This is a genomic window from Haloechinothrix aidingensis (assembly GCF_013450155.1).
In the GTDB taxonomy this organism is placed as follows: Bacteria; Actinomycetota; Actinomycetes; order Mycobacteriales; family Pseudonocardiaceae; genus Haloechinothrix; species Haloechinothrix aidingensis.
In genome coordinates this window covers 627339-647949 of record NZ_JACCKD010000003.1, presented here as the reverse complement: position 1 = coordinate 647949, position 20611 = coordinate 627339, and the positions used below count along the sequence as shown (strand labels likewise).

15 protein-coding genes and 1 pseudogene are annotated in these 20611 nt (G+C 69.0%); 14 read left to right on the top strand and 2 right to left on the bottom strand.

From position 1 onward, the window contains the following. Positions 1-129: 129 nt before the first annotated feature. From H0B56_RS11325 to H0B56_RS11310, 4 genes are all read left to right on the top strand, one after another. Positions 130-600 carry a GNAT family protein gene (locus tag H0B56_RS11325; RefSeq protein ID WP_219632572.1) on the top strand — a complete coding sequence of 157 codons (471 nt, stop codon included), beginning with the start codon at positions 130-132 and terminating at the stop codon, positions 598-600. 549 nt (positions 601-1149) lie between these two features. Further along, on the top strand, positions 1150-2016 hold the full coding sequence (locus H0B56_RS11320; protein WP_180892914.1) for a GDSL-type esterase/lipase family protein: 867 nt from the start codon (positions 1150-1152) through the stop codon (positions 2014-2016). 201 nt (positions 2017-2217) lie between these two features. Next, positions 2218-4146 (top strand): N-6 DNA methylase, encoded by a 1929-nt coding sequence (locus H0B56_RS11315; protein ID WP_180892913.1) that lies wholly within the window; start codon positions 2218-2220, stop codon positions 4144-4146. 27 nt (positions 4147-4173) lie between these two features. Continuing rightward, positions 4174-5424 (top strand): exonuclease domain-containing protein, encoded by a 1251-nt coding sequence (locus tag H0B56_RS11310; RefSeq protein ID WP_180892988.1) that lies wholly within the window; start codon positions 4174-4176, stop codon positions 5422-5424. 22 nt (positions 5425-5446) lie between these two features. On the opposite strand, the gene H0B56_RS11305 is transcribed toward H0B56_RS11310, so the two are convergent. Then, complete coding sequence (locus tag H0B56_RS11305; RefSeq protein WP_180892912.1) at positions 5447-6835, bottom strand: M14 family metallopeptidase; 1389 nt, start codon at positions 6833-6835, stop codon at positions 5447-5449. 359 nt (positions 6836-7194) lie between these two features. Here H0B56_RS11305 and H0B56_RS11300 point away from each other — a divergent pair, with 359 nt between their 5' ends. From H0B56_RS11300 to H0B56_RS11295, 3 genes and pseudogenes are all read left to right on the top strand, one after another. Next, positions 7195-8055 (top strand): glycerophosphodiester phosphodiesterase family protein, encoded by an 861-nt coding sequence (locus tag H0B56_RS11300; protein WP_180892911.1) that lies wholly within the window; start codon positions 7195-7197, stop codon positions 8053-8055. A 203-nt stretch (positions 8056-8258) separates the two neighbouring features. Beyond that, positions 8259-8501: pseudogene (locus tag H0B56_RS23615) on the top strand (helix-turn-helix domain-containing protein); the annotation flags it as partial. 89 nt (positions 8502-8590) lie between these two features. After that, the gene (locus H0B56_RS11295) at positions 8591-10474 is read left to right on the top strand and encodes a propionyl-CoA synthetase (RefSeq protein WP_180892910.1); all 1884 of its coding nucleotides are present in this window, start codon (positions 8591-8593) and stop codon (positions 10472-10474) included. Between the two features lie 76 nt (positions 10475-10550). Here H0B56_RS11295 and H0B56_RS11290 read toward each other — a convergent pair whose 3' ends face one another. Further along, positions 10551-11381 carry an MmyB family transcriptional regulator gene (locus H0B56_RS11290; protein WP_180892909.1) on the bottom strand — a complete coding sequence of 277 codons (831 nt, stop codon included), beginning with the start codon at positions 11379-11381 and terminating at the stop codon, positions 10551-10553. Between the two features lie 132 nt (positions 11382-11513). Here H0B56_RS11290 and H0B56_RS11285 point away from each other — a divergent pair, with 132 nt between their 5' ends. From H0B56_RS11285 to H0B56_RS11255, 7 genes are all read left to right on the top strand, one after another. Further along, positions 11514-12545, top strand: a complete 1032-nt coding sequence (locus H0B56_RS11285) for a bile acid:sodium symporter family protein (protein ID WP_180892908.1) — start codon at positions 11514-11516, stop codon at positions 12543-12545. After that, positions 12526-14235 (top strand): dihydroxy-acid dehydratase, encoded by a 1710-nt coding sequence (gene ilvD, locus H0B56_RS11280; protein ID WP_180892907.1) that lies wholly within the window; start codon positions 12526-12528, stop codon positions 14233-14235. Before H0B56_RS11285 ends, ilvD begins: the two co-directional genes overlap by 20 nt. A 482-nt stretch (positions 14236-14717) precedes the next feature. Further along, positions 14718-15833, top strand: coding sequence for a WD40/YVTN/BNR-like repeat-containing protein (locus H0B56_RS11275; protein ID WP_180892906.1), 1116 nt, complete (start codon positions 14718-14720; stop codon positions 15831-15833). After that, entirely contained in the window at positions 15830-16126 is a 297-nt protein-coding gene (locus tag H0B56_RS11270) for a MoaD/ThiS family protein (RefSeq protein WP_180892905.1), read from the top strand. Before H0B56_RS11275 ends, H0B56_RS11270 begins: the two co-directional genes overlap by 4 nt. Before the next feature lie 147 nt (positions 16127-16273). Continuing rightward, entirely contained in the window at positions 16274-17431 is a 1158-nt protein-coding gene (locus tag H0B56_RS11265; RefSeq protein ID WP_180892904.1) for an MFS transporter, read from the top strand. An 86-nt stretch (positions 17432-17517) separates the two neighbouring features. Then, on the top strand, positions 17518-17763 hold the full coding sequence (locus H0B56_RS11260) for a hypothetical protein (protein WP_180892903.1): 246 nt from the start codon (positions 17518-17520) through the stop codon (positions 17761-17763). A 1168-nt stretch (positions 17764-18931) separates the two neighbouring features. Then, positions 18932-19747, top strand: coding sequence for an ArsR/SmtB family transcription factor (locus H0B56_RS11255; RefSeq protein WP_180892902.1), 816 nt, complete (start codon positions 18932-18934; stop codon positions 19745-19747). Positions 19748-20611 lie beyond the last annotated feature (864 nt).

Sequence of the window (20611 nt, the reverse complement as noted above, 5' to 3'; positions counted from 1 at the left end):
GGCACGAGGCGGCCCTGGCCGAGTACTCCTGGCCACACCATGCCCGCCACTTCGTCGCCAGCCTGGAACAATGGGCGAACTGTGGACAGACGGTCGCCGGGTAGCCACCGGTACGTCCCGGAGGAGAGCATGCTTGTGTCCCCATGCACCATGCTCACGGCGTCCATTGCGGACGGTCGCCCGCGCACCGTGTTGCGCGGGCCGCAGCCCACGGACGGGCAGGATGTGTGGGAACTGGCGCGGGAAGCGGGAACCCTCGACCTCAACTCCCCCGGCTTCTACACACTGTGGTGCCGCGACTTCGCGAGCACCACGGTTCTCGCCGAGGACAGCTATGGTCTCTGCGGGTTCCTGCTGGCCTACACCAAATCGGCCGGCCCGGACACGCTGTTCGTCGTCCAGGCCGCAGTGGATTCGCGGATGCGCGCGAGGCAGCAGTCGAACGCGGGCCGCTCTTCGGTGCCGACCTGTTCCCGCACGACCACGAACCGGAAGACCTTGTCCGTATCGGGTCCATTCCGGAACGAACGGAAGCCTGCCCGTAGCACCGAAGCGACGGGTGCGCGGCTGCCCGGCAGGCTCGCTCGGGCTAGCCACTGAGCGACCGCACCGCGCGGGGTCGCGGGACCGGAACGGAGTCCGCCGGGTGCGGCCGCATGCGCGGCGTCGCGTATCGGCTGTGGTGCAGCCACAGCCATCCGCACGGATCGCACAGCACCTCGGCGTCGGCGCTCGCATGCGGATGGGTCACGACCCACAGGCATTCCGGACAGTAAAAGCGCATAGTCAATCCCCTGCTCACCGTACGACGACTGGTCCTTGGCACCATGGTTGCTCGGATCGTGTGACAACCCGGTGCACACCGCGAGACATCTCGGTCAACATCCCCTGACACCGCGCCCGGGCCTCGTGGCCATCAGTGACGGAGCGCTGAAGCGGTGCTCACGCGCCCGATCCGGGTGAACCCGATCTTGCCACTATCCATGGGGCGTACGCTGGAGAGACGTGCCGCACAGGTATGGCCGCCGAGTTCGCCGCGTGCCGTGCGACGCGCGGCCCGGGTACGGGATCGCCCCACCTTTCATTCTCGTGCGCGGTAGCACGATCCGTCTTCACGGAGCGGGACGGGCAGCGCATAGGGAGTGAGTGGTGCATTCGTTCAATAGCTATATCGCGATCGGCGACAGCTTCACCGAAGGTCTCAACGACCGGTTGCCCGACGGCTCCTTCCTCGGCTGGGCCGACCGGCTCGCCGCCGTGCTCGCCGAGGACAAGCCGGACTTCAAGTACGCCAACATCGCGGTGCGCGGCAAGCGCCTCGACGAGATCGCCGCGGAACAGCTGCCGGTCGCTCTCGAGCTGCGCCCGGATTTCGTGGCGCTCTGCGCGGGCGGTAACGACATCCTGCTGCCGGGTATCGATGTGGACCACATGGCCACCCGGATCGACGCGATGGTCGGGCAGCTGCGCGCGGCAGGGATCGACGTGTTGCTGTTCACCTTCGCCGATACGAAGCAGATGTCGGTGATGAACCGGCTGCGCGGCAAGATCGCCATCTACAACGCCGACGTGCACGCGATCGCCGAGCGGCACGGGACCAGTATCGTGGACCTGTGGGCGATGGACGTGCTGCGCGATCCGCGCGCCTGGAGCGAGGACCGGCTGCACTTCACCGCTGAGGCGCACCGGCGCATCGCCCTGCGCACCGCGGAGGTGCTCGGGATGCGCACCGTCGAGGACTGGCGCAGGCCGCTGGGCAACGCCGACGAGGAACGCGAGGCCGAGAAGAACGACTGGATCTCCCAGCGCCGCTCCGACATCGAGTGGACGCGGGCCTACGTGCTGCCGTGGATCGGCAGGCGCATCCGCAGGGAGTCCCTCGGCGACGGCGTGCCGCCCAAGCGTCCCGAGCTCGCCCCCGTGGAGCCCGACGAAATCATCCGCGCCGAGTCACCGAACGGCCCGGCAGCCGAAGTGACCGACGGAGACTCCGCGGAGTACCGCGACGGCCACTGACCCTGCCCGCGAACCATGCCTCACCCCATGTGTTGGGCGTGTGGGCACCCCGTGTCGGGTATGCGGGCACCCCGTGTCGGGCGTTGGCGCACGACCCGGACGTGCCGAGGTCGACCTCGATGCCTGCGCAACTTTGTTAATGTAGTCAACATGACAACAAGAACATGGTAGGTTCACGACGGTTCCGAGCGGGAGGTGGCGATGTCGGACGAGTCGCTGGTCAGCGCGGCCGAGGTGGCCCGGCTGGCCGCCGTCGGCCGGGCGGCGGTGAGCAACTGGCGACGTCGGCACCCTGACTTCCCCCAGCCGGTGGACAGCAGTGAGGCGAACCCGCGTTTCAAGCGCGGCGAGGTCGAGCAGTGGCTGCGGGAGCAGGGCAAGCTCAGCGCCCCTGGCCCGGTCGAATCGGTATGGCGGGCCCTGGAGGTCGGCCGGGGCGATGCCGAGATGTCGCAGCTCGTGGCCCATGTCATCGCCTACCTGCACGGCTCCGGGACCGCGAGTGAGCTCGGCGAGCGCGTGCGCGGGCTGCTCGACGAGGTGCCGGACGACGAGCGCGCGGAGCTGGCCGAGGAGCTGTTCCACCGGTACTTCGAACGCTCCCACCGTGCCGACGTGGTGACCGCACCCGAGCTCGCGGCCCTGATGATCGAGCTGGCCGGTACGCCGGAGTCGGTGCTCGACCCGGCCTGCGGTGGCGGCGCGTTGTTGCGCGAGGCCGCGGCGCGCGGTGCGAGGGACCTCGCGGGCCAGGAGCTCAGCGAGCCGCTGACCTGCCTCGCCCGTGCCAGGGTCGAGGCGGCCGCGGAACCGGAGGCCACCGTGCGAGTCACCGCGGGCGACTCGCTGCGCGCCGACGCCTTCGGCGGACTGCGGGCCGACGCGGTGGTGTGCGACCCACCGTTCGGCTACCGCGACTGGGGATACGAGGACCTCGGCGTCGACCCACGTTGGGAGTACGGGTTCCCGGTCAAGAACGAACCCGAGCTGGCGTGGCTGCAGCATTGCCTGTTCCACGCCCGGTCCGGCGGCACAGTCGTGATGCTCGCTCCGGCCGGTGTGGCGTCCCGCCGCTCGGGCAAGGTGATCCGCCAGGCGATGGTGCGCCGTGGTGTGGTGCGTGCGGTGATCGCGTTGCCGCCCGGTTCGCTGCGGCACACCGGAATACCGGTGCACCTGTGGGTGCTGCGCGCCCCGGAGGGCGAGTCTGCCGAGCCGATCCTGCTTGTCGACGCCGGCGATGAGAAGCCGAGCAGGCGGGGCAGCGTGGACTGGTCCGCGTTGCGCGCGGCGGTGCTGCAACCCTGGCAGGACTTCTCCGCCACCGGCGAGGTCGAGACGATCCCCGGCCGTCAGGCCACAGTGGATCCGATCGGCTTTCTCGACGAGGATGTCGACCTCACCCCGGCGCGACACCTGCCGGCCCCGGTGACCGAAGTGGACGCCGCCTCACTCGACTCCGCACGGAAGCGGCTGGACGCCGCCGTCGAGCGGCTGCCCGGTCAGCTGCCCCGGGTGCGGGACAGCGGGGCAGCGTGGACACGACCCTCGGCCACGATCGGTGAGCTCGTCCGTGCGGGGGCGGTGCTGTTCCGCCAGCAGACCGGTCGGGTGGAGATGACCGACGAGCCGGGTGCGGGCGGCAGGCTGGTCCTCACCGGTCGTGACCTGGCGACGGGGACGGAACCGTCGATGCGGGCTGACGAGGAACACACCGGCGACCTGATGGAGTTGCGGGCCGGTGATGTGGTGGTGCCGACGCTTGTGGCCGGTGACGGGCGGCCTACCGCGGAGGTCGTCACCGAGACAGGTCTGCTGCTGGGGCCGAACGTGCAGCTGCTGCGCGTCGATCCGGAGCGCGTGGACGCGGACTTCCTCGCCGGGCACCTGCGTGCCGCGCGTGCCGCGCGTTCCGGCGGAGTCACGGCCTCCGGGGTGCACCGCCTGGACGTACGGCGCGTGGAGGTGCCCGTCCTCGAGATCGACGAGCAGCGGCGGCTGGGGGAGCGGTTCCGCGCGCTGCGCGCGTTCGAAAGGGAGCTGCGGTTCGCGGCCGACCGGGGAGTGGATCTCGCTCGGCGCTACACCGACGGCCTCGCGGAAGGCGTCATCGAGCCCGACCAGCAGTGACGTGTGGCCAGGAGGGTGGTGAGCGAGATGGATGACCCGGCCGCGCGCGGACATGCCGGGTACGCGGTCGTCGATCTGGAGACCACGGGGATCAATCCGGAGTGGAACGAGCGGATCGTCGAGGTCGGCGTCGTGCACGTCGCGCCGGACGGGCAGGTCGAAGGGCAGTGGGAGACACTGGTCAACCCGAACAGGGATCTCGGCCCGCAGCGGATCCACGGCATCACCGGCCGGGAGGTGCGCGAGGCGCCGACGTTCGAGCACGTAGCGGGACCGCTGTCCGAGCTACTCGCCGGCCGGGTACTCGTGGCGCACAACCTGCGCTTCGACGCCGGGTTCCTGGCCACCGAGTACCGGCGGCTGGGCGTCGAGGTTCCGGTTGGCGTGGACTACGGGTTGTGCACCATGCGACTGGCCAGAAGCTACCTGCCGGGTGCGGGCCGCAGCCTCGCCGACTGCTGCGCCGTTTTCGACATCGACAACCCCCACGAGCACCGCGCGCTCACCGATGCCACCGCCACGGCCCGGCTGCTGTCCTGCTACCTCGACCTGGACCCGGCCGCGCGGCACTGGTACGACTCGCTCGACCGGGCGGCCGGACTGTCGTGGCCACCTCTGCCGCGGTCGTCGGCCGAATGGCTGCCACGGGAGGCGGCGAGGGGGCGGCAGCGACATTTCCTCGGCAGGCTGGTGGAACACATGCCCGGCGACGAGGAACCCGAGGACCAGGCGGAGTACCTGGCGATGCTCGACCGGGTGCTGCTGGACCGGGAGATCTCCGCGCACGAGGCCGATGAGCTGGTGGCGCTCGCGGAGGGTCTCGGTATCGGCCGGCAGCTGGCGCACCGGCTGCACGCGCGCTACGTCGACCAGCTCGCCCGCGCGGCCTGGAGCGACGGTGTGATCACCGAGAACGAACGGCACGACCTGCGGACCGTGGGTTCGCTCCTGGGGATGAGCATCGACGAGGTGGACGGGATCATCGCCGAACAGCCGCCTGCCGACCCCGCGGAGCACGCCAGGGCGGTGCCGATGTTCTCGCTGGCCGAGGGGGACAAGGTGGTGTTCACCGGCGCGACGGAGCGCCCCCGCGAGCAGTGGGAGCGCGCGGCGCGCGACGCGGGCCTGGTGCCGCATCCGGCGATGACCAAGAAGGTGAAGCTCCTCGTCGCCGCCGACCCGGACAGCCTGTCCGGCAAGGCACGCAAGGCACGCCAGTACGGCATCCCGATCGTCGGTGAGGAGACCTTCGAGCGCCTGCTCGGCAGCGTGCAGTAACGGGCCCGGACCGGAGCTGCGGCTACAGGCGGTCGGCCGAGCCCGGCTTCGAGCAGTCCTCCAGCGCTCGCGCGTCGACCTCGTTCCTGCGGCCGCGTGGGTCGAGCAGCTCCGGAACCAGCGTCATGAGCGGCTGGCCCATCGTGACGAACACCCGGTCGGCATCGATCCGTTCGGTCTCCAGCGGGAACAGCTCGACGTGGCGCTGGATTCGCTCGGCCTGTGCCGCGGTGAGCAGGTAACCGCACGGAGGCGGGTCGAGGACGAACTCCTCGGGCGGTCGGCGCGTGTCCCAGTCCGCGCCACGCAGGAAGTACGGTTCGGACCGGGCAGCGCCCAGCGCTGCCGCACGGCTGGCGGCGGTGGCACTCGCGTTGGCGACCGCCCCGCCGCGCTCGCGCTGGAACCGCAGTACCTCGTGGACGGTCTGCAGCTGCAGGTCGACCCGGCTGGCAGCCGTACCGCCGAAGGTCTCGATCAGCATCCCCACGCCGTGGCGGAGACCGAACGTCTGGCTGAGGATCGCGGGGGAGTGCTGGCCGTCATCGGGAAGGCCGTAGTGGCCGGTGTCCGGAAACCCGGCTGCGGCGACCCCCGGGAACACGTAGTCGTCGACCATCTCCCTGGTGAGGTCGTATATCCGCGGGTCGGTGTTGAGGTTGCGCTGCCACCCGATCCGTAGCCGGGGGACCTGTCCATGCCTGTCCAGCGGGTTGCCTGCCTCGTGCGCGTCGAGCCCGATGTCGGGGGAGAATTCCCGCAGGACCCGGGCGATCGCGCGGGACTCGGGGGTGCGCACGTTGAGGTGGTCGCGGTTGGTGTCGATGCGCGCGGCGTTACCCCGCTGGTTGGCTTCGAGCCCGTCGGGGTTGGTGTTGGGCATGACCAGCACGGTCGTACCGGTGAGCTGTTCGAGTAGCGCGGCGTCGTCGGTGAACGCGAGATCCCGCACCAGCTGCAGGGACATCTCCCGGCCCGCGGGTTCGTTGCCGTGCTGACCGCCGACGACGAGGACGCTCGGGCCGTCGGCGATCTCCTGGTCCGCCGGTGGCCGGGGAAAGCCGATGCGCAACAGCCGCAGTGGGCGCCCCTGGAGCGACTGGCCGAGCACGGTGGATCGTACGCGCGGCGAGGCTCGTGCCACGTCGCGCAGGAACTCCGACTCCTCCGTGTTCGTGGTCGTGCCGTGACCACCGCGCTGCTCGAAGCCCGTCTCGGGTGGATCGGCGGGAGGCTCCTGCCGCACCGTCTCGATCTGCGCGCCGTCCGTACGCGAGGACTGTTCGGCGTCGGCGGAGGTCATCACCGACCACGGGATGATCGTGACGGCTATCGCGATGACCAGCGTGACGGCGAACGCGATCGCGAGGCACAACCGCAGCGAAACCCTGCGGCCCGCGCCACCGTTCATGCTCCGACTCTCCGAGGGATGGTGCTCCGTACCGGCATCAGGACCGTGTCCGGACGAGATGTCTCATAAATCCAATTCCCGACAGACAAACACAATAATTCGTGCTGGTCAACGCTGCGTGCCCGCTCCCGGGTGTGCATCGCCTGACTGGGCGAAGGGTCTGCCGACGGACATGTGCGTGTCGCAGGGAACGACGAACACGAAGTGTATGCGACCCGTGTCGAGCGCGACGGCGCGGGGAGGGCGCCGGGCAATGTTCGGGATGGTCACGCGATCGCTACCGGCCGGCCTGCTCGATGTCACCCGCTCGGCAGATCCAGCGAGCAGGCTGGGTGCGTCCCCAGCGGGAAGGACCACTCATGCGACTCAGCCCTCTACGCGCCCTGACGGTCACCGGCCTGACCCTGTGCCTCGCCCTCGTCGTGACCCCGACGGCACCGGCATCGCCCACCTCGGTCGTCGACATCGCACACCGTGGATCCTCGGGCGCTGCCCCGGAGAACACGATCGCCGCGGTCGAGCTGGCATTGCGGCAGAACGCGAGCTATGTGGAGGTCGACATCCAGCGTACCGCGGACGGCGAGCTGGTCGCGGTGCACGACACGACGCTGGAACGAACCACCGATGTGGAGGAGGTCTTCCCGGCACGTGCTCCTTGGCGGGTCGGGGACTTCACGCTCGCCGAGCTCAGGCAGCTCGACGCCGGTTCCTGGTTCTCCGACGAGTTCGCCGGCGAGCGCATCCCGACGCTACGCGAGGTCGTGGACAGCCTCGGCAGGCGTGCGGGCCTGCTGCTCGAGGTGAAGTCACCGGAGCTGTACCCGGGCATCGAACGCGACATCGACAAGGAACTCGCTGCGATTCCCGGCTACCTCACCTCGGCGGTGGCCGCGGGCAGGCTCGTGGTGCAGTCCTTCGACCACGAGTCCATGCGCCGATTCCACGATCTGCAGCCCGCGGTGCCGATCGGCCTGCTCTACAGTGACCGGCCGGACGAGAGTGACCTCGCCGAGGCCAAGGGGTGGGCCGCCCAGATCAACCCGAGCTACCGGGTCACCGACGCCGAGCTCGTCGAGCGGGTACACGAGCTGGACATGACGATCAGCGTCTACACGCTCAACGACGCGGCGACCATGCGCGCCTACCGCGACATCGGGGTCGACGGCATCATCTCGGACTACCCGGACGTGCTGCGCGGCGTGCTGTACGAGCGAGGCTGAGGGAGAGTGGCCCGGCCGGTGCGCTGTCGGCCACCGACGGGGAGCAACGGACGGTCGTCCACACCTCATCGCATACTGAAATGACGCAGGGCCGCCGATCGCGCTCGGTGCGCCCGGGTACGTGCTAACCGGATCGCGCAACTCTTCGCGAGGCCCTACGTATCCGAGCCGTCCACGAGGCTTCACCGGCAGAGGACGGCCGCGTGCTCGTGTTCTGCGATGTGGCCGTCGCCGCATTGCTCACCGGCCACGCGGCTGAGCTGCGCACCTGGGTGCACCGGGTTATCGGCAGTCTCGCCTCCGCCGCCGACGCGACGGCCGTGCTGCGAGAGACTTTGCGCACCTACCTGCGGACCGGCTGTAGCTTCACCGAGGCCGCGGCGCGGCCGCACATGCACAAGTACGCGGTGCTGTGCCGCGTGCGTCAGGCCGCAGTGGTGCTCGACCGCTCGTGGACTCAAAGCGTCATTCAGCACACCCTGCCGCGCGGGCGATCCTCGGATACGCTGACCCGTCGACGTCGTGAGGAGATGAGATGGGTGCTTACGAGGAGACCTACCGCCGCAGCCTCGACGACCCCGAGGGATTCTGGCTGGAGGCGGCCGGTGCGATCGACTGGTCCACGACGCCGAGCAGGGCGTTGGACGACGCTGCCGCGCCGCTGTACCGGTGGTTCCCGGACGGGGAGCTCAACACCTCCTACAACGCGCTGGACCGGCACGTCGAGGGCGGCCGTGGCGAGCAGCTCGCGCTGATCTACGACTCACCGATGACCGGTACCGTCCGGCGGCTCACCTACGCGGAGTTGCGGGATGAGGTCGCGCGGTTCGCCGGAGCGCTGCGTTCGCTGGGTGTCGGCAAGGGCGACCGGGTGATCGTGTACATGCCGATGGTGCCCGAAGCGGTCGTGGCGATGCTGGCGTGCGCCCGGATCGGGGCCGTGCACTCGGTGGTCTTCGGCGGCTTCGCCCCCAAGGAGCTGGCCGCCCGGGTCGAGGATGCCAAGCCGAAGGCGATCGTCGCCGCCTCCTGCGGCCTCGAACCGACCAGGGTCGTGGAGTACAAGCCGATCATCGAGGCCGCGCTGGAGACGACCGAGCACCAGCCGGAGGCTGTGGTCGTGTTGCAGCGCGACGCCGCCCGAGCCGAGCTGGGTGACCGGGACGTCGACTGGGGTGACCTCGTGTCGGGCGCCGAGCCGGCCGATCCGGTGCCGGTGGCGGCGACCGATCCGCTGTACGTGCTCTACACCTCGGGCACCACGGGTAAGCCGAAGGGCGTCGTGCGCGACACCGGCGGCCACGCTGTCGCACTGGCCTGGTCGATGTCCGCGATCTACGACATCCGCCCCGGGGACGTGTGGTGGACCGCCTCGGACGTGGGGTGGGTCGTCGGCCACTCCTACATCGTGTACGCGCCGCTACTGGTCGGCGCGACGACGGTGCTGTACGAGGGCAAGCCGGTCGGCACGCCCGACGCGGGCGCGTTCTGGCGGGTCATCGCCGAGCACGGCGTGCGCGCCCTGTTCACCGCCCCCACCGCGCTGCGCGCGATCAAGAAGATGGACCCGGACGCCGAGGAGCTCGAGAAGTACGATCTGTCGGCCTTCCGGACGCTGTTCATGGCGGGTGAGCGGCTGGATCCGGAGACGTACCACTGGGCACACGAGAAGCTCGGCACGCCGGTTATCGACCACTGGTGGCAGACCGAGACCGGCTGGCCGATCGCGGCGAACCCGCGCGGCTTGGAAGCGATGCCGGTCAAGCCCGGGTCGGCGACGGTCCCGGTACCGGGCTGGGATGTCCGGATCCTGGACCAAGCCGGTGCCGAACGGGCGGCGGGGGAGGAAGGCGCGATCGCGATCCGGCTCCCGTTGCCGCCCGGTACGCTGCCCACACTGTGGGGTGACGATCAGCGCTACATCGAGACGTACCTGTCCAGCTACGACGGCTACTACGTCACCGGTGACTCCGGCTACTTCGACCAGGACGGCTACCTGTTCGTGATGGGCCGCACCGATGATGTCATCAACGTGGCAGGCCACCGCCTGTCGACCGGTTCGATGGAGGCTGTGCTTGCCGCGCACCCCGCGGTCGCCGAGTGCGCCGTGATCGGCGTACGTGACACGCTCAAGGGGCAGCTTCCGCGCGGTCTTGTGGTTCTCAAAGCAGGTTCGGAGGTCGGCGAGGAGGAGCTGCGGGAGGAGCTGGTCGCCGCGGTGGCCAGGGAGATCGGGCCGGTCGCCGCGTTCCGGGAGGTCTCGGTGGTGGACGCGTTGCCCAAGACCCGGTCCGGCAAGATCCTCCGCAAGACGATGCGCGGCATCGCCGACGGTCGCGATGAACCCGTGCCGTCCACAATCGAGGATCCGGCCGTGCTCGACGACCTGCGACCTGTGCTGCGGGAGGACAACGCCTGACCCGGTGTAGCGCACCACGGCCGGGCACGCGGTCCGGGGTGGCCAAGGCACCGGGTGCGGCGCTGGGGCGGGCCGGTCACGCGGTGAGTCCGGTGAGCTTGCCGGCGGCGTCGCCGTTCGGCGAGGGCGTGTAGACGACCACGTGCAGCTCTGGACAGTCCGACAAGGACAACTGGTGGTGTTCGAGTAACAGTGGACCTGCCTCGGGGTGGTGGAACTGCCGCTCCGTCGACGTGAAATGGTCGACGTCGTGGGAGTCCCAGCCGTGGCGGAACGGTTCGCTCACCTCCCTGAGCCGCTGAACCAGCTCGGCGAACGGAGGATCGTGCACCCGCGCGCCTGCCTGCGCGCGGAACTGGGTCAGGAACCGGCGGCTGTCGGTCTCCCAGTCCGCGAGCAGCTCGTGTACATAAGGGTCGGTGAAGATGAGCCACAGAAGGTTGCGATTCGCCGACGAGGTCTCTGCGATCCGGGGATAGAAACGTTCGTACGCCTGGTTCCACGCGACGATCGACCAGTCGTGGGTGATCGCGTACGCGGGTGACGTGGTGAGTGCGTCCAGCAGGCGTTGCACGTGTTCCGGCGCGGTTCGTGTCGGTCCTTCGCCGGAATGGGCGAAGCCGTGGCCGGTCAGGTGGAGAACGTACGCGTGCTCGGCGGCGGACATGCGCATCGTCCGTGCCAGCGCGTCGACGACCTGCCTGGAGGGGTTGATCGCGCGCGCCTGCTCGAGCCAGGTGTACCAGGTGGCGCTGATGCCGGTGAGCAGCGCGACCTCTTCGCGCCGGAGCCCCGGCGCGTGCCGTCGCTCGGCCACCGGCAGCCCGACATCGGCCGGGCTGATGTGTGCCCGTCGCGTCTTGAGGAAATCGGCGAGTTCGGACCTCGCGCGCGGACCGGTACTCACGTGTGCCTCCCACAACGTCGCGATCCGATCAGCGTATTAGTGCGAGTACTAGTACCAACAGTCGTCTGGGAACCGTGCCCGCACGGTGGTTAGCCTGCACGCACCGATCGCGCTCGAGGAGAGGTCGTCACGATGAATGCTGTGAAACGCCTGAGCCAGTTCACCGGACGCTGGTTCGTACTGATCGTGCTCGTGGCAGGCGCACTCGCCTTCGCCGTTCCGGACGCGTTCGACGGGGCGATCGTGGCGGTGCCCTGGCTGCTGGGAGTGATCATGCTCGGGATGGGCATGACGCTGCGCCCACGCGACTTCGCGGTGGTCGCCCGGCGCCCGTGGGCATTGCTGCTCGGTATCGCCGCCCAGTACGGGGTGATGCCCCTTGTCGGGCTCGCGCTGGCGTACGCGCTGAACCTCTCGGGCGCACTCGCGGTCGGGATGGTCCTGGTGGGCGCTGCGCCCGGTGGCACGGCGTCGAACGTGATGGTGTACCTGTCGCGGGGCGACACCGCACTGTCGGTGGCCATGACGACGGTGTCGACGCTGCTCGCGCCGGTCCTGACACCTCTGCTGGTGGTGGCCTACGCGGGGCAGTTCTTGCCGGTGGATGCCGGTTCGCTGCTCGTGTCGATCCTGCAGATCGTGATCGCGCCGGTGGTACTGGGGTTGCTGCTGCGGATGATGGTGCCGAGGTTGATCGAACACGTGCTGGAGGCTCTGCCGCTGGTCTCGGTGGCCGGTATCACGGCGGTGGTGATGGCGGTGGTCGCGGGCAGCGCCTCGACGTTGCTGGCGGTCGGCGCTGTGCTGGTGATCGCGGTGGTGCTGCACAACGCCGTGGGTCTGGGGCTGGGCTACGCGATCGCCTGTGTGTGCCGGGTTCCGGTTGCCAGCAGGCGCGCGGTCAGTATCGAGGTGGGCATGCAGAACTCCGGGCTGGCAGCGGCTCTGGCCGCCGCGCACTTCAGTCCACCTGCCGCGTTGCCCGCAGCGCTGTTCTCCGTGTGGCACAACGTCACCGGGCCCCTACTGGCCAGCTACTGGTCACGCAAACCCACCGGCACGGACTCAGGACAGCCACCCGCAACGCCACCAGCCGACGCTGCCACGGAGTCGCCACAGCCGAGCGAGACTCCTGGAGGGACGCATGGTGCCGACGACTCCTGACACGCCTGCCGTGCGCCCTCGCAGTGGCGAGGTGACCGAAGGGTTGGACAAGACTGCGGCGCGTGGCCTGCTCAGGGCTGCCGGGCTCGGGGATGCTGACCTGGCCAAGTTCCAGGTCGGTGTCGCATCGTCCTGGAACGAGATCACGCCGTGCAATCTGAGTCTCGACCGGCTCGCAGGCGCCGTGAAGGACGGGGTGCACGCGGCGGGCGCATACCCGCTGGAGTTCGGAACCATCTCCGTCAGCGACGGTATCTCGATGGGGCACCGCGGCATGCACTTCTCGTTGGTGTCCCGCGAGGTGATCGCCGACAGCGTCGAGACGGTCATGGAAGCCGAGCGCATGGACGGATCGGTGCTGCTCGCAGGCTGCGACAAGTCGCTTCCCGGGATGCTGATGGCCGCAGCGAGGCTGGACCTGGCGAGCGTGTTCTGCTACGCGGGCACGGCGCAGCCGGGCCTGGTCACCACATCGGACGGCACACGACGGCAGGTCACCATCGTGGATGCCTTCGAAGCCGTCGGGGCGTGCTCGCGCGGCCTGATGTCGCGCGACGACGTCGAGGCGATCGAACGCGGCTACTGCCCGAGCGAGGGCGCGTGCGCCGGCATGTACTCCGCCAACACCATGGCCAGCGTGGGCGAGGCGCTGGGTATGTCGCTGCCGGGCAGCGCCGCACCACCGGCGACGGACCGGCGTCGCTCGGTACATGCGCGTGAAGCGGGCAGGGCAGTTGTCGAGCTCCTCACCAGGGACATCACGGCAAGGGACATCCTGACCCGGGAAGCGTTCGAGAACGCCGTCGCTGTGGTGATGGCGCTCGGGGGTTCGACGAACGCTGTCCTGCACCTGCTCGCGATCGCCCGTGAAGCCGAGGTCGAGCTGTCCCTGGATGACTTCGCGCGGATCAATGCCCGCGTGCCGCACCTGGCCGATGTACGGCCGTTCGGCAGGCACGTCATGGTCGACGTCGACCGCGTCGGCGGGATCCCGGTGGTGATGAAGGCGTTGCTGGACGCCGGGCTCGTACACGGAGATGCGCTGACGGTCACCGGTCGCACGCTCGCGGAGAACCTCGCCGAGATCGATCCGCCGTGTCCCGACGGCACCGTGCTGCGCCCGCCGGACGACCCCATCCATCCCACCGGCGGTATCACCGTCCTGAACGGATCGTTTGCTCCGGATGGGGCGGTGGTGAAATCGGCCGGATACGAAGGTACCGAGTTCGCCGGACCCGCGCGGGTGTTCGACGGGGAAAGCGCCGCGATGGACGCGTTCGCCGCCGGAACCATCTCCGCGGGCGATGTCGTCGTCATCCGCTACGAAGGGCCGAGAGGCGGACCGGGCATGCGGGAGATGCTGGCGATCACCGGCGCCATCAAGGGGGCCGGCCTCGGCAAGGATGTCCTGCTGCTCACCGATGGGCGGTTCTCCGGCGGCACCACCGGCCTGTGCGTGGGGCACGTCGCGCCCGAGGCCGCCGACACCGGTCCCATCGCCCTGGCGCAGGACGGCGACCAGGTCCGCCTCGACCTGCACAGCGGCACCCTCGACCTGCTCGTCGACGGCGAGGAGCTGGCGCGACGGAAGGAGCGCCACACGCCACGCGAGTCCGGGACCTACCGCGGGGTCCTCGGCAGGTACGCACGCATGGTCACCTCAGCGGCCAACGGAGCGACGTGCGGCTGAGCACGCCCCGGGACCGGGCCGTGCCGGGCCTCTCGTCACCCCGTGTCGGCTGCCACGGCACTCCGAGTTGGGCGTTGGGACACCCCGTGTCGGCCGTCATGGCACTCCGAGTTGAGTGTTGCGGCAGAGATGTTGCATGGGGCTCTGGTTCCGCCTCCGAACACCTCGGCGTGCTGCGCCGGGCCGAGCTGATCTCCGAAGAGGTATCCGGTCGCCAGCGGCGCTACCACCTGCGGACCGAACCGCTGGTGGGCGTCGCTGCCTGAGCCGATCCGGGCGAACGACGCGTCGCCAGGTGTGTGCGGGGTCGATCAGGCCCGCCGCTGCGGGGTGGCGCGTGATCCGCCGGGCGGGAGCGAACACCGACGGGGGCATCTCGCTGCGGTGGATTCTGAAACGATTCCGTCCCGCGCGCGATGAGTCTTGTGCGCGGCGGAAGTCAACACTGCGAGGCCACCTCTTCAGGAGTGGAAGGAGCGCACATGAGCGCGGTACGAGTACTGGTAGGCACGCGCAAGGGAGCGTTCGTGCTTACCTCGGATGGCAAGCGCGATCGATGGCGGGTCGACGGCCCGCTCTTCGGCGGCTGGGAGGTCTACCACGTGGCCGGCTCACCCGCCGATCCCGACCGGCTGTACGTCTCGCAGTCCATGGCCTGGTTCGGGCAGGTGATCCAGCGCTCGGACGACGGCGGCTCGAGCTGGGAGACGATGGGCAACGACTTCAGCTATGCGGGGGTGCCCGGCACGCACCAGTGGTACGACGGCACGGCTCGCCCGTGGGAGTTCACCCGTGTCTGGCACCTGGAACCGTCGTTGACGGACCCGGACACCGTGTACGCGGGCGTGCAGGACGCCGCGCTGTTCCGATCGGCCGACGGCGGCGCGTCGTGGCAGGAGCTGCGTGGGCTGCGGGAGCACGGTTCGGGCTCGTCCTGGCAACCAGGGGCGGGCGGGCTGTGCCTGCACACGATCGTGCAGCATCCGACCAAGGCGGAGCGGTTGACCATCGCGATCTCCGCTGCCGGGGTGTTCCGCACCGACGACACCGGCGAGACATGGCAGCCGATCAACAAGGGCCTGCAGTCGGGAAGCATCCCCGCCCCCGAGGCCGAGGTCGGGCACTGCGTGCACCGCATAGCGACACACCCGTCACGTCCGGACGTGCTGTTCATGCAGAAGCACTGGGACGTCATGCGCAGCGACGACGCCGGGGACTCCTGGTACGAGATCAGCGGCGACCTGCCGAGTGACTTCGGCTTCCCCATCGCCGTGCACAGCCACGAACCGGACACGATCTACGTGGTGCCGATCAAGAGCGACGCCGAGCACTACCCGCCGGAAGGCAAACTGCGCGTCTACCGCAGCCGCACCGGCGGCTACGAGTGGGAGGCGCTGACCACCGGCCTGCCGCAGCGGCACGCGTATGTGAACGTGCTGCGGGACGCGATGGCCGTCGATGGCCTCGACGAGTGCGGGGTGTACTTCGGCACCACCGGTGGTCAGGTGTACGCCTCCGCCGACGCCGGGGACAGCTGGGAACCGATCGTGCGAGACCTGCCGCCCGTACTGTCCGTGGAGGTGCAGACGTTGCCATGATCCGTGTCGTACTGCCGACCCAGCTGCGCAGGCTCGCGCATATCGACGGGGAGGTCGGGCTCGACCTCGACGGCCAGGCCAGCCAGCGCACGGTGATCGACGCCCTCGAGGCGCGCTTCCCGGCGCTGCGCGGCACCCTGCGGGACCACGAGACCGGCAAGCGCCGTGCCTACGTGCGGTTCTTCGCGTGCGAGCAGGACCTCTCGCACGAGCCGCCCGACGCTCCGTTGCCGGAGCCCGTCGTCTCCGGCAAGGAGCCGTTCCTGGTGGTCGGTGCGATGGCCGGCGGCTGACGGCCGCGACAGGTACGGGCGAATCCGACCTCGTGCGGGTGCGTGCAGTCCGGCTGATGTCGACCCCGAAGCCGTGCCCGTCGAGTAGCAGCGGGCGAGTCCACCGGGCATGTCCTCCGGTCTTGGACCTGCGGTATGCATGAGCGGATGAGCCGGAGTGGGAATGCGCGTGCGCTGGCGGGAGCTGTCCTGCTGGATCTGGCGGTGAGCCCGCTGTTCATCTGGGACACCTTCACCGGCCGGCTGGCAGCGGAGCTCGGTGCCTCCGACACGGCGCTGAGCGTGGTGATCGCCGTGGGGCTGGCCTTGTTCACCGTGGGCGTGCTCGCGGGAGGCCGCATCGCCGACCGCGTCGCACCCCGCGGGCTCGCGCTGCTGAGCGCAGCCGGTGTCGTCGCGGGCCTCGCGGTCAGCGCCGCCGCCTCGTCGGTGCCGGTCCTGGTCCTCGGGTTCGGCGTACTGCTCGGCGCGGCCACGGGGACGGGGTATGCCACGGCCGTGCGGGTAGCCACGACCGTCGCGACCAGGCGAGGTATGGCGGTCGCACTGGTGGTCAGCGCCTACGCTGCCGGCGCCGTCGTGCTGGCCCCGGTGGCCGACCGGTTGCTCGTCATGGTCGGCCGTGCGGGAACGTTCGCCGCGCTGGCAGCCATGCTCGGTGTCACGTTGATCCTTGCCGCGGTCCTGCTACCGGGTTCGACACCAGATACGCGCACCGCGCCGGAGGCGAGCGGTCCCGCTGTCCGGCACCAAGTGGCGATACCCGCGCTGTGGGCGCTGTTCGCCCTCGGGTGCGCCCCCGCACTGGTCGCCTTCGCCCATGCCGGCCGATTCGCGGGAGGTCCGGAACTCGCTGCGATTGCCGTCGCCCTGCTCAACGCGGGCAACTTCGTCGGGCGGCTGATCGCGGGCCCGGCCTGCGACCGGATCGGGACGGCCCGCGCCCTGCACGCTACAGCCGCCGCCCTGGTCGGTGCGTGTCTCGTGCTGGCGCTGTCCCACCACCCGTGGCTGTCGCTGGCCGCGTTGCTGGTGCTCGGCGCCCAGTACGGTGCGCTGTCCGTGCTGACCCCCTTGACGACAGCGGTCGCGGTACCACCGGCCCGCTTCGGCACGGCGTACGGCATCGTGTTCAGCGGCTGGGGCGTCGTGGGGTTGACCGGGCCGGTCGCTGCGGCCTGGCTGGCGGGCATCACCGGCTACCGCCCGGTCGCGGCCGCGCTGAGCGTGGTCGGCCTGCTGGCATGGCTCGCCACGTCGTGGACGTTGTCAGCCGTAAAGCGAGCGCCCCCCGCGCACGAGTGACCCCGCGTGTCTGGCGTATGGGCACCGCGTGTCGGGCCCCTGAACACCCTATGTTGGCCTGCAGTGATAACCGCGTGGTGCGGGAGATGGGCCGGGAGCTGCGGGACGGCAATATCGGCTGGCAGGGCCTCGGGGACGTTCCTGCTTATCGTGAGGCACTGGAAGGAAGTGCCGAACGGATCGGTGAGCTGAACCTGACGGAAATGTCCGAGCAACTCGACGCACTCGATGCTGAGCACATGCAGACCGAGGCGGTCGACGAGACGGGGGATGAAGAAGCTGAAGCCGAGGAGTTCTGGCAAGGTTTCGGCCGACCGCTGGGTGATCGATGAGTGAGCGCACTAGATTCGTACTGCGGTGGACGCTACGAGCTGTGGGAGCGACCTTGCTCGTGCTCACGGTGGCGGCGTCTATATACGCACGGTTTGCGGGGGGATGCGGTCGAAGACGGCATCGGTATACCCGCTGACGACACAGCTACCCGGTTCCTTGCGGGGGCAGGGGTCGCCGGTACATGTACGCTACGCAGTGGTGATGAACAACTGATCACTGTGGACGTTCCTCGCACGACGCGATCAACCGTGCGAGGCGTCCGTATTGAATCGCCTCGAGAGGACGCTTTACTTACCTGGACCGAACCGGGAGTGCGCGTGACAAGTGGCCCGATGTTGACGCTGTACCCCCCTTTTCTGGGGCAAGCACTTCTCGGCGGTCATTGGTGCGATCTTGGTAGGACTCGCGCAATTGTGTGCGCCTGAGCGACGCAAACCACGGGGGTCGTTCGGCCGCCTTTGTAATCGGACCTGAGAGACGAAGCGAACCGCGTTGACGGATTCCCGGCGCGCCATTGACCGCACTGGTGGCAGGCCAGAACAAGCTGCATGGTTCGCGGAACGGGCGGTGGCTCGGACGGCAACAACCGAGCAGTTCGCATCATGGCCAAGGCGGCAGTCGCATTGGCGGCTTGGCGCGGGGTGAGCCCGGCGAGGGCGGGCAGCGGCTCGTCGAGCCATTTGCGCTCGTAGTCGCGGATGAACTCGTGCAGCATCGCGGCCATGCCGGTATCGGGGTGGCCGAACGGTTGATCGCCGGTGTGCTGGTGGTCCGCTGCGTACTCGGAGGCCTTGCGGGTTTCGCGTCAAGGGTTGCCTCGACTCGTCGGTCACCTGGATGCGCGGGGCCAGTGAGCGAAGCATGGTGAGCACATGGTCGCGGCGTATCTCGCTGTTGGTGCTGACGGAGAGTTCGCCTTCCCGCAAGCGCAGGAACGTACGGACCTGTTGATTACCGTGCGCGGTGACGAGTTCGATCCACGCCGGCCCGTTGTCCTCGCCGGAGTCCTCCCTACGGTCCTATGCGGTATCCAGGGTGTCGGACAGCGCCGCGGGATCGTTCACCCGGAGCCGTACATGACGCGGAGTGACTCATCCACTTGACATGCAGCCTTGCGGCTGCGTAAATAGTCATGCAGCCAGACGGCTGCATGACTGGGTGAGGTTCATGGACGAGGTGTTCAAGGCGCTGGCCGACAGCAGTCGCCGACAGCTGCTCGACAGCCTCAACACCCGCAACGGTCAGAGCTTGCGGGAGCTGTGCGCGGAACTGGATATGGCGCGGCAGTCGGTGAGCAAGCACCTCGCGGTGCTGGAAGTGGCCGGCCTCGTGACCACGGTGTGGCACGGCAGGCAGAAGCTGCACTACCTCAACCCGGTACCCATTCACCAGATCGCCGAACGGTGGATCAGTCGCTACGAGCGCGGACGGATGGCCGCGCTGGCCCACCTCAAACACTCACTGGAAGGGACTGTCATGAGCAAACCCGAGTTCGTCTACGTGACCTACATCCAGACCACTGCCGAGGAGCTGTACCAGGCGCTGACCGATCCCGAGTTCATCAAGGTCTACATGGGCAACACGGGGCCACGGTCGGACTGGCAGGTGGGTTCGCCCGTGCTGTGGAAGTCACAGCCGGACGGCGAGTTCGAGGATCTCGGTCAGCGGGTTCTCGAGGCGGAGCCCGGCAAGCGCTTGTCCTACACGTGGCACACGCTCCAGCCGATGCATCGTGAGCTGTTCGACTCCGAGGAGGAGTTCGAGGAGGCGTGCAAGGAGCGGTCAAGGGTCACGTTCGACATCGAGCCGGCCGAGGTGCCCGAGCTGGGCGTCAAGCTAACGATCACCCACGACGGTTTCGACAGCCCGGACAGCAAGATGCTGGAAAGCGTCAGCGGTGGATGGGTCATGATCCTTTCGGGTTTGAAGACAGTACTCGAAGGGGGGAAGTGGCTCTCGGAACGGCAGGGGGTCGAGCGGTAGCGGCCACCGGCAGGTACGTACCACTGCTACGTACCGGAAGGCCAGGTCACAGGCATTGTCGTTGTACAACGGCATGAGGTCTGCCGCACCGTGCGCATGGCTCCGAAACCGGGTGCCGCGGTGGATTTGACCTCGTGCGGTGCGCAACTTAATGAATGCAGTTTCACGCGAACTAGTGACAAAGCGTACGAGGTGGGTAAGAATACTTCACTGACCGTAAAACAGCATGTCAATCGCTGCCTGCGAGGCACGACTGGTCCTGGTGGCGCCGTGGAGGACCTGTTCGATGCCCCAAGACCCCGGGCAGCAGGAGAGTACGTTCTGGCGTGACGCGCTCGCTGCGGCCGCCGGTATCGCGCTGGTGGCATCGGTGGTGCCCGAGCGCGCCGGCACGGACCCCGCGCACCTGGCTGAGCTTCTGGCGCCCGCCGGGTTCGCGGCAACTGGGGAGCTGGTGGACGAAGCGGAGTCACGGCGGCACGACAGCGCGTTCTGGCGGAGTGTATACGAGCGAGCGAGAGAGTCCTCCGGTGCGATACGCGAGGACGAGGTGACGTTGCCTCCACTGCCGGACCCGCCACGTGAACCGGAAGCGCTGGCGCCGGAGGACGTCGAGGTTCCGCTCGCCGGGTTGGCGGCCGCTGCCGATGATCTGCCCGCGCCGTTGCCGGAGGGGAGCTCCTTCGCCGACCGGGAGTTGCCGGTGCCCGTCGACGGGTTGGCGTCGGCGTCCGGGACGTCCGAGATTCCGGTACCGCTGCTGGAGTGGCAGGCCGAGCCCCGCCCGGAGGAGGCCAGGGTACTGGCGCTGCCGCAGCCGGAAACCGCACCGGTTCCGGAGGCAGCGCGCCCGCTCGAGCCGGA

Bases quoted from the DNA above. Each gene is read 5' to 3' on its own strand.
- H0B56_RS11300 (WP_180892911.1), top strand. From the start codon at position 7,195: ATGCGACTCAGCCCTCTACGCGCCCTGACGGTCACCGGCCTGACCCTG.
- H0B56_RS11255 (WP_180892902.1), top strand. From the start codon at position 18,932: ATGGACGAGGTGTTCAAGGCGCTGGCCGACAGCAGTCGCCGACAGCTG.
- H0B56_RS11305 (WP_180892912.1), bottom strand. From the start codon at position 6,835: ATGAACGGTGGCGCGGGCCGCAGGGTTTCGCTGCGGTTGTGCCTCGCG.
- H0B56_RS11295 (WP_180892910.1), top strand. From the start codon at position 8,591: ATGGGTGCTTACGAGGAGACCTACCGCCGCAGCCTCGACGACCCCGAG.
- H0B56_RS11260 (WP_180892903.1), top strand. From the start codon at position 17,518: ATGGGCCGGGAGCTGCGGGACGGCAATATCGGCTGGCAGGGCCTCGGG.
- H0B56_RS11265 (WP_180892904.1), top strand. From the start codon at position 16,274: ATGAGCCGGAGTGGGAATGCGCGTGCGCTGGCGGGAGCTGTCCTGCTG.
- H0B56_RS11310 (WP_180892988.1), top strand. From the start codon at position 4,174: ATGGATGACCCGGCCGCGCGCGGACATGCCGGGTACGCGGTCGTCGAT.
- H0B56_RS11315 (WP_180892913.1), top strand. From the start codon at position 2,218: ATGTCGGACGAGTCGCTGGTCAGCGCGGCCGAGGTGGCCCGGCTGGCC.
- ilvD (WP_180892907.1), top strand. From the start codon at position 12,526: ATGGTGCCGACGACTCCTGACACGCCTGCCGTGCGCCCTCGCAGTGGC.
- H0B56_RS11285 (WP_180892908.1), top strand. From the start codon at position 11,514: ATGAATGCTGTGAAACGCCTGAGCCAGTTCACCGGACGCTGGTTCGTA.
- H0B56_RS11275 (WP_180892906.1), top strand. From the start codon at position 14,718: ATGAGCGCGGTACGAGTACTGGTAGGCACGCGCAAGGGAGCGTTCGTG.
- H0B56_RS11325 (WP_219632572.1), top strand. From the start codon at position 130: ATGCTTGTGTCCCCATGCACCATGCTCACGGCGTCCATTGCGGACGGT.
- H0B56_RS11270 (WP_180892905.1), top strand. From the start codon at position 15,830: ATGATCCGTGTCGTACTGCCGACCCAGCTGCGCAGGCTCGCGCATATC.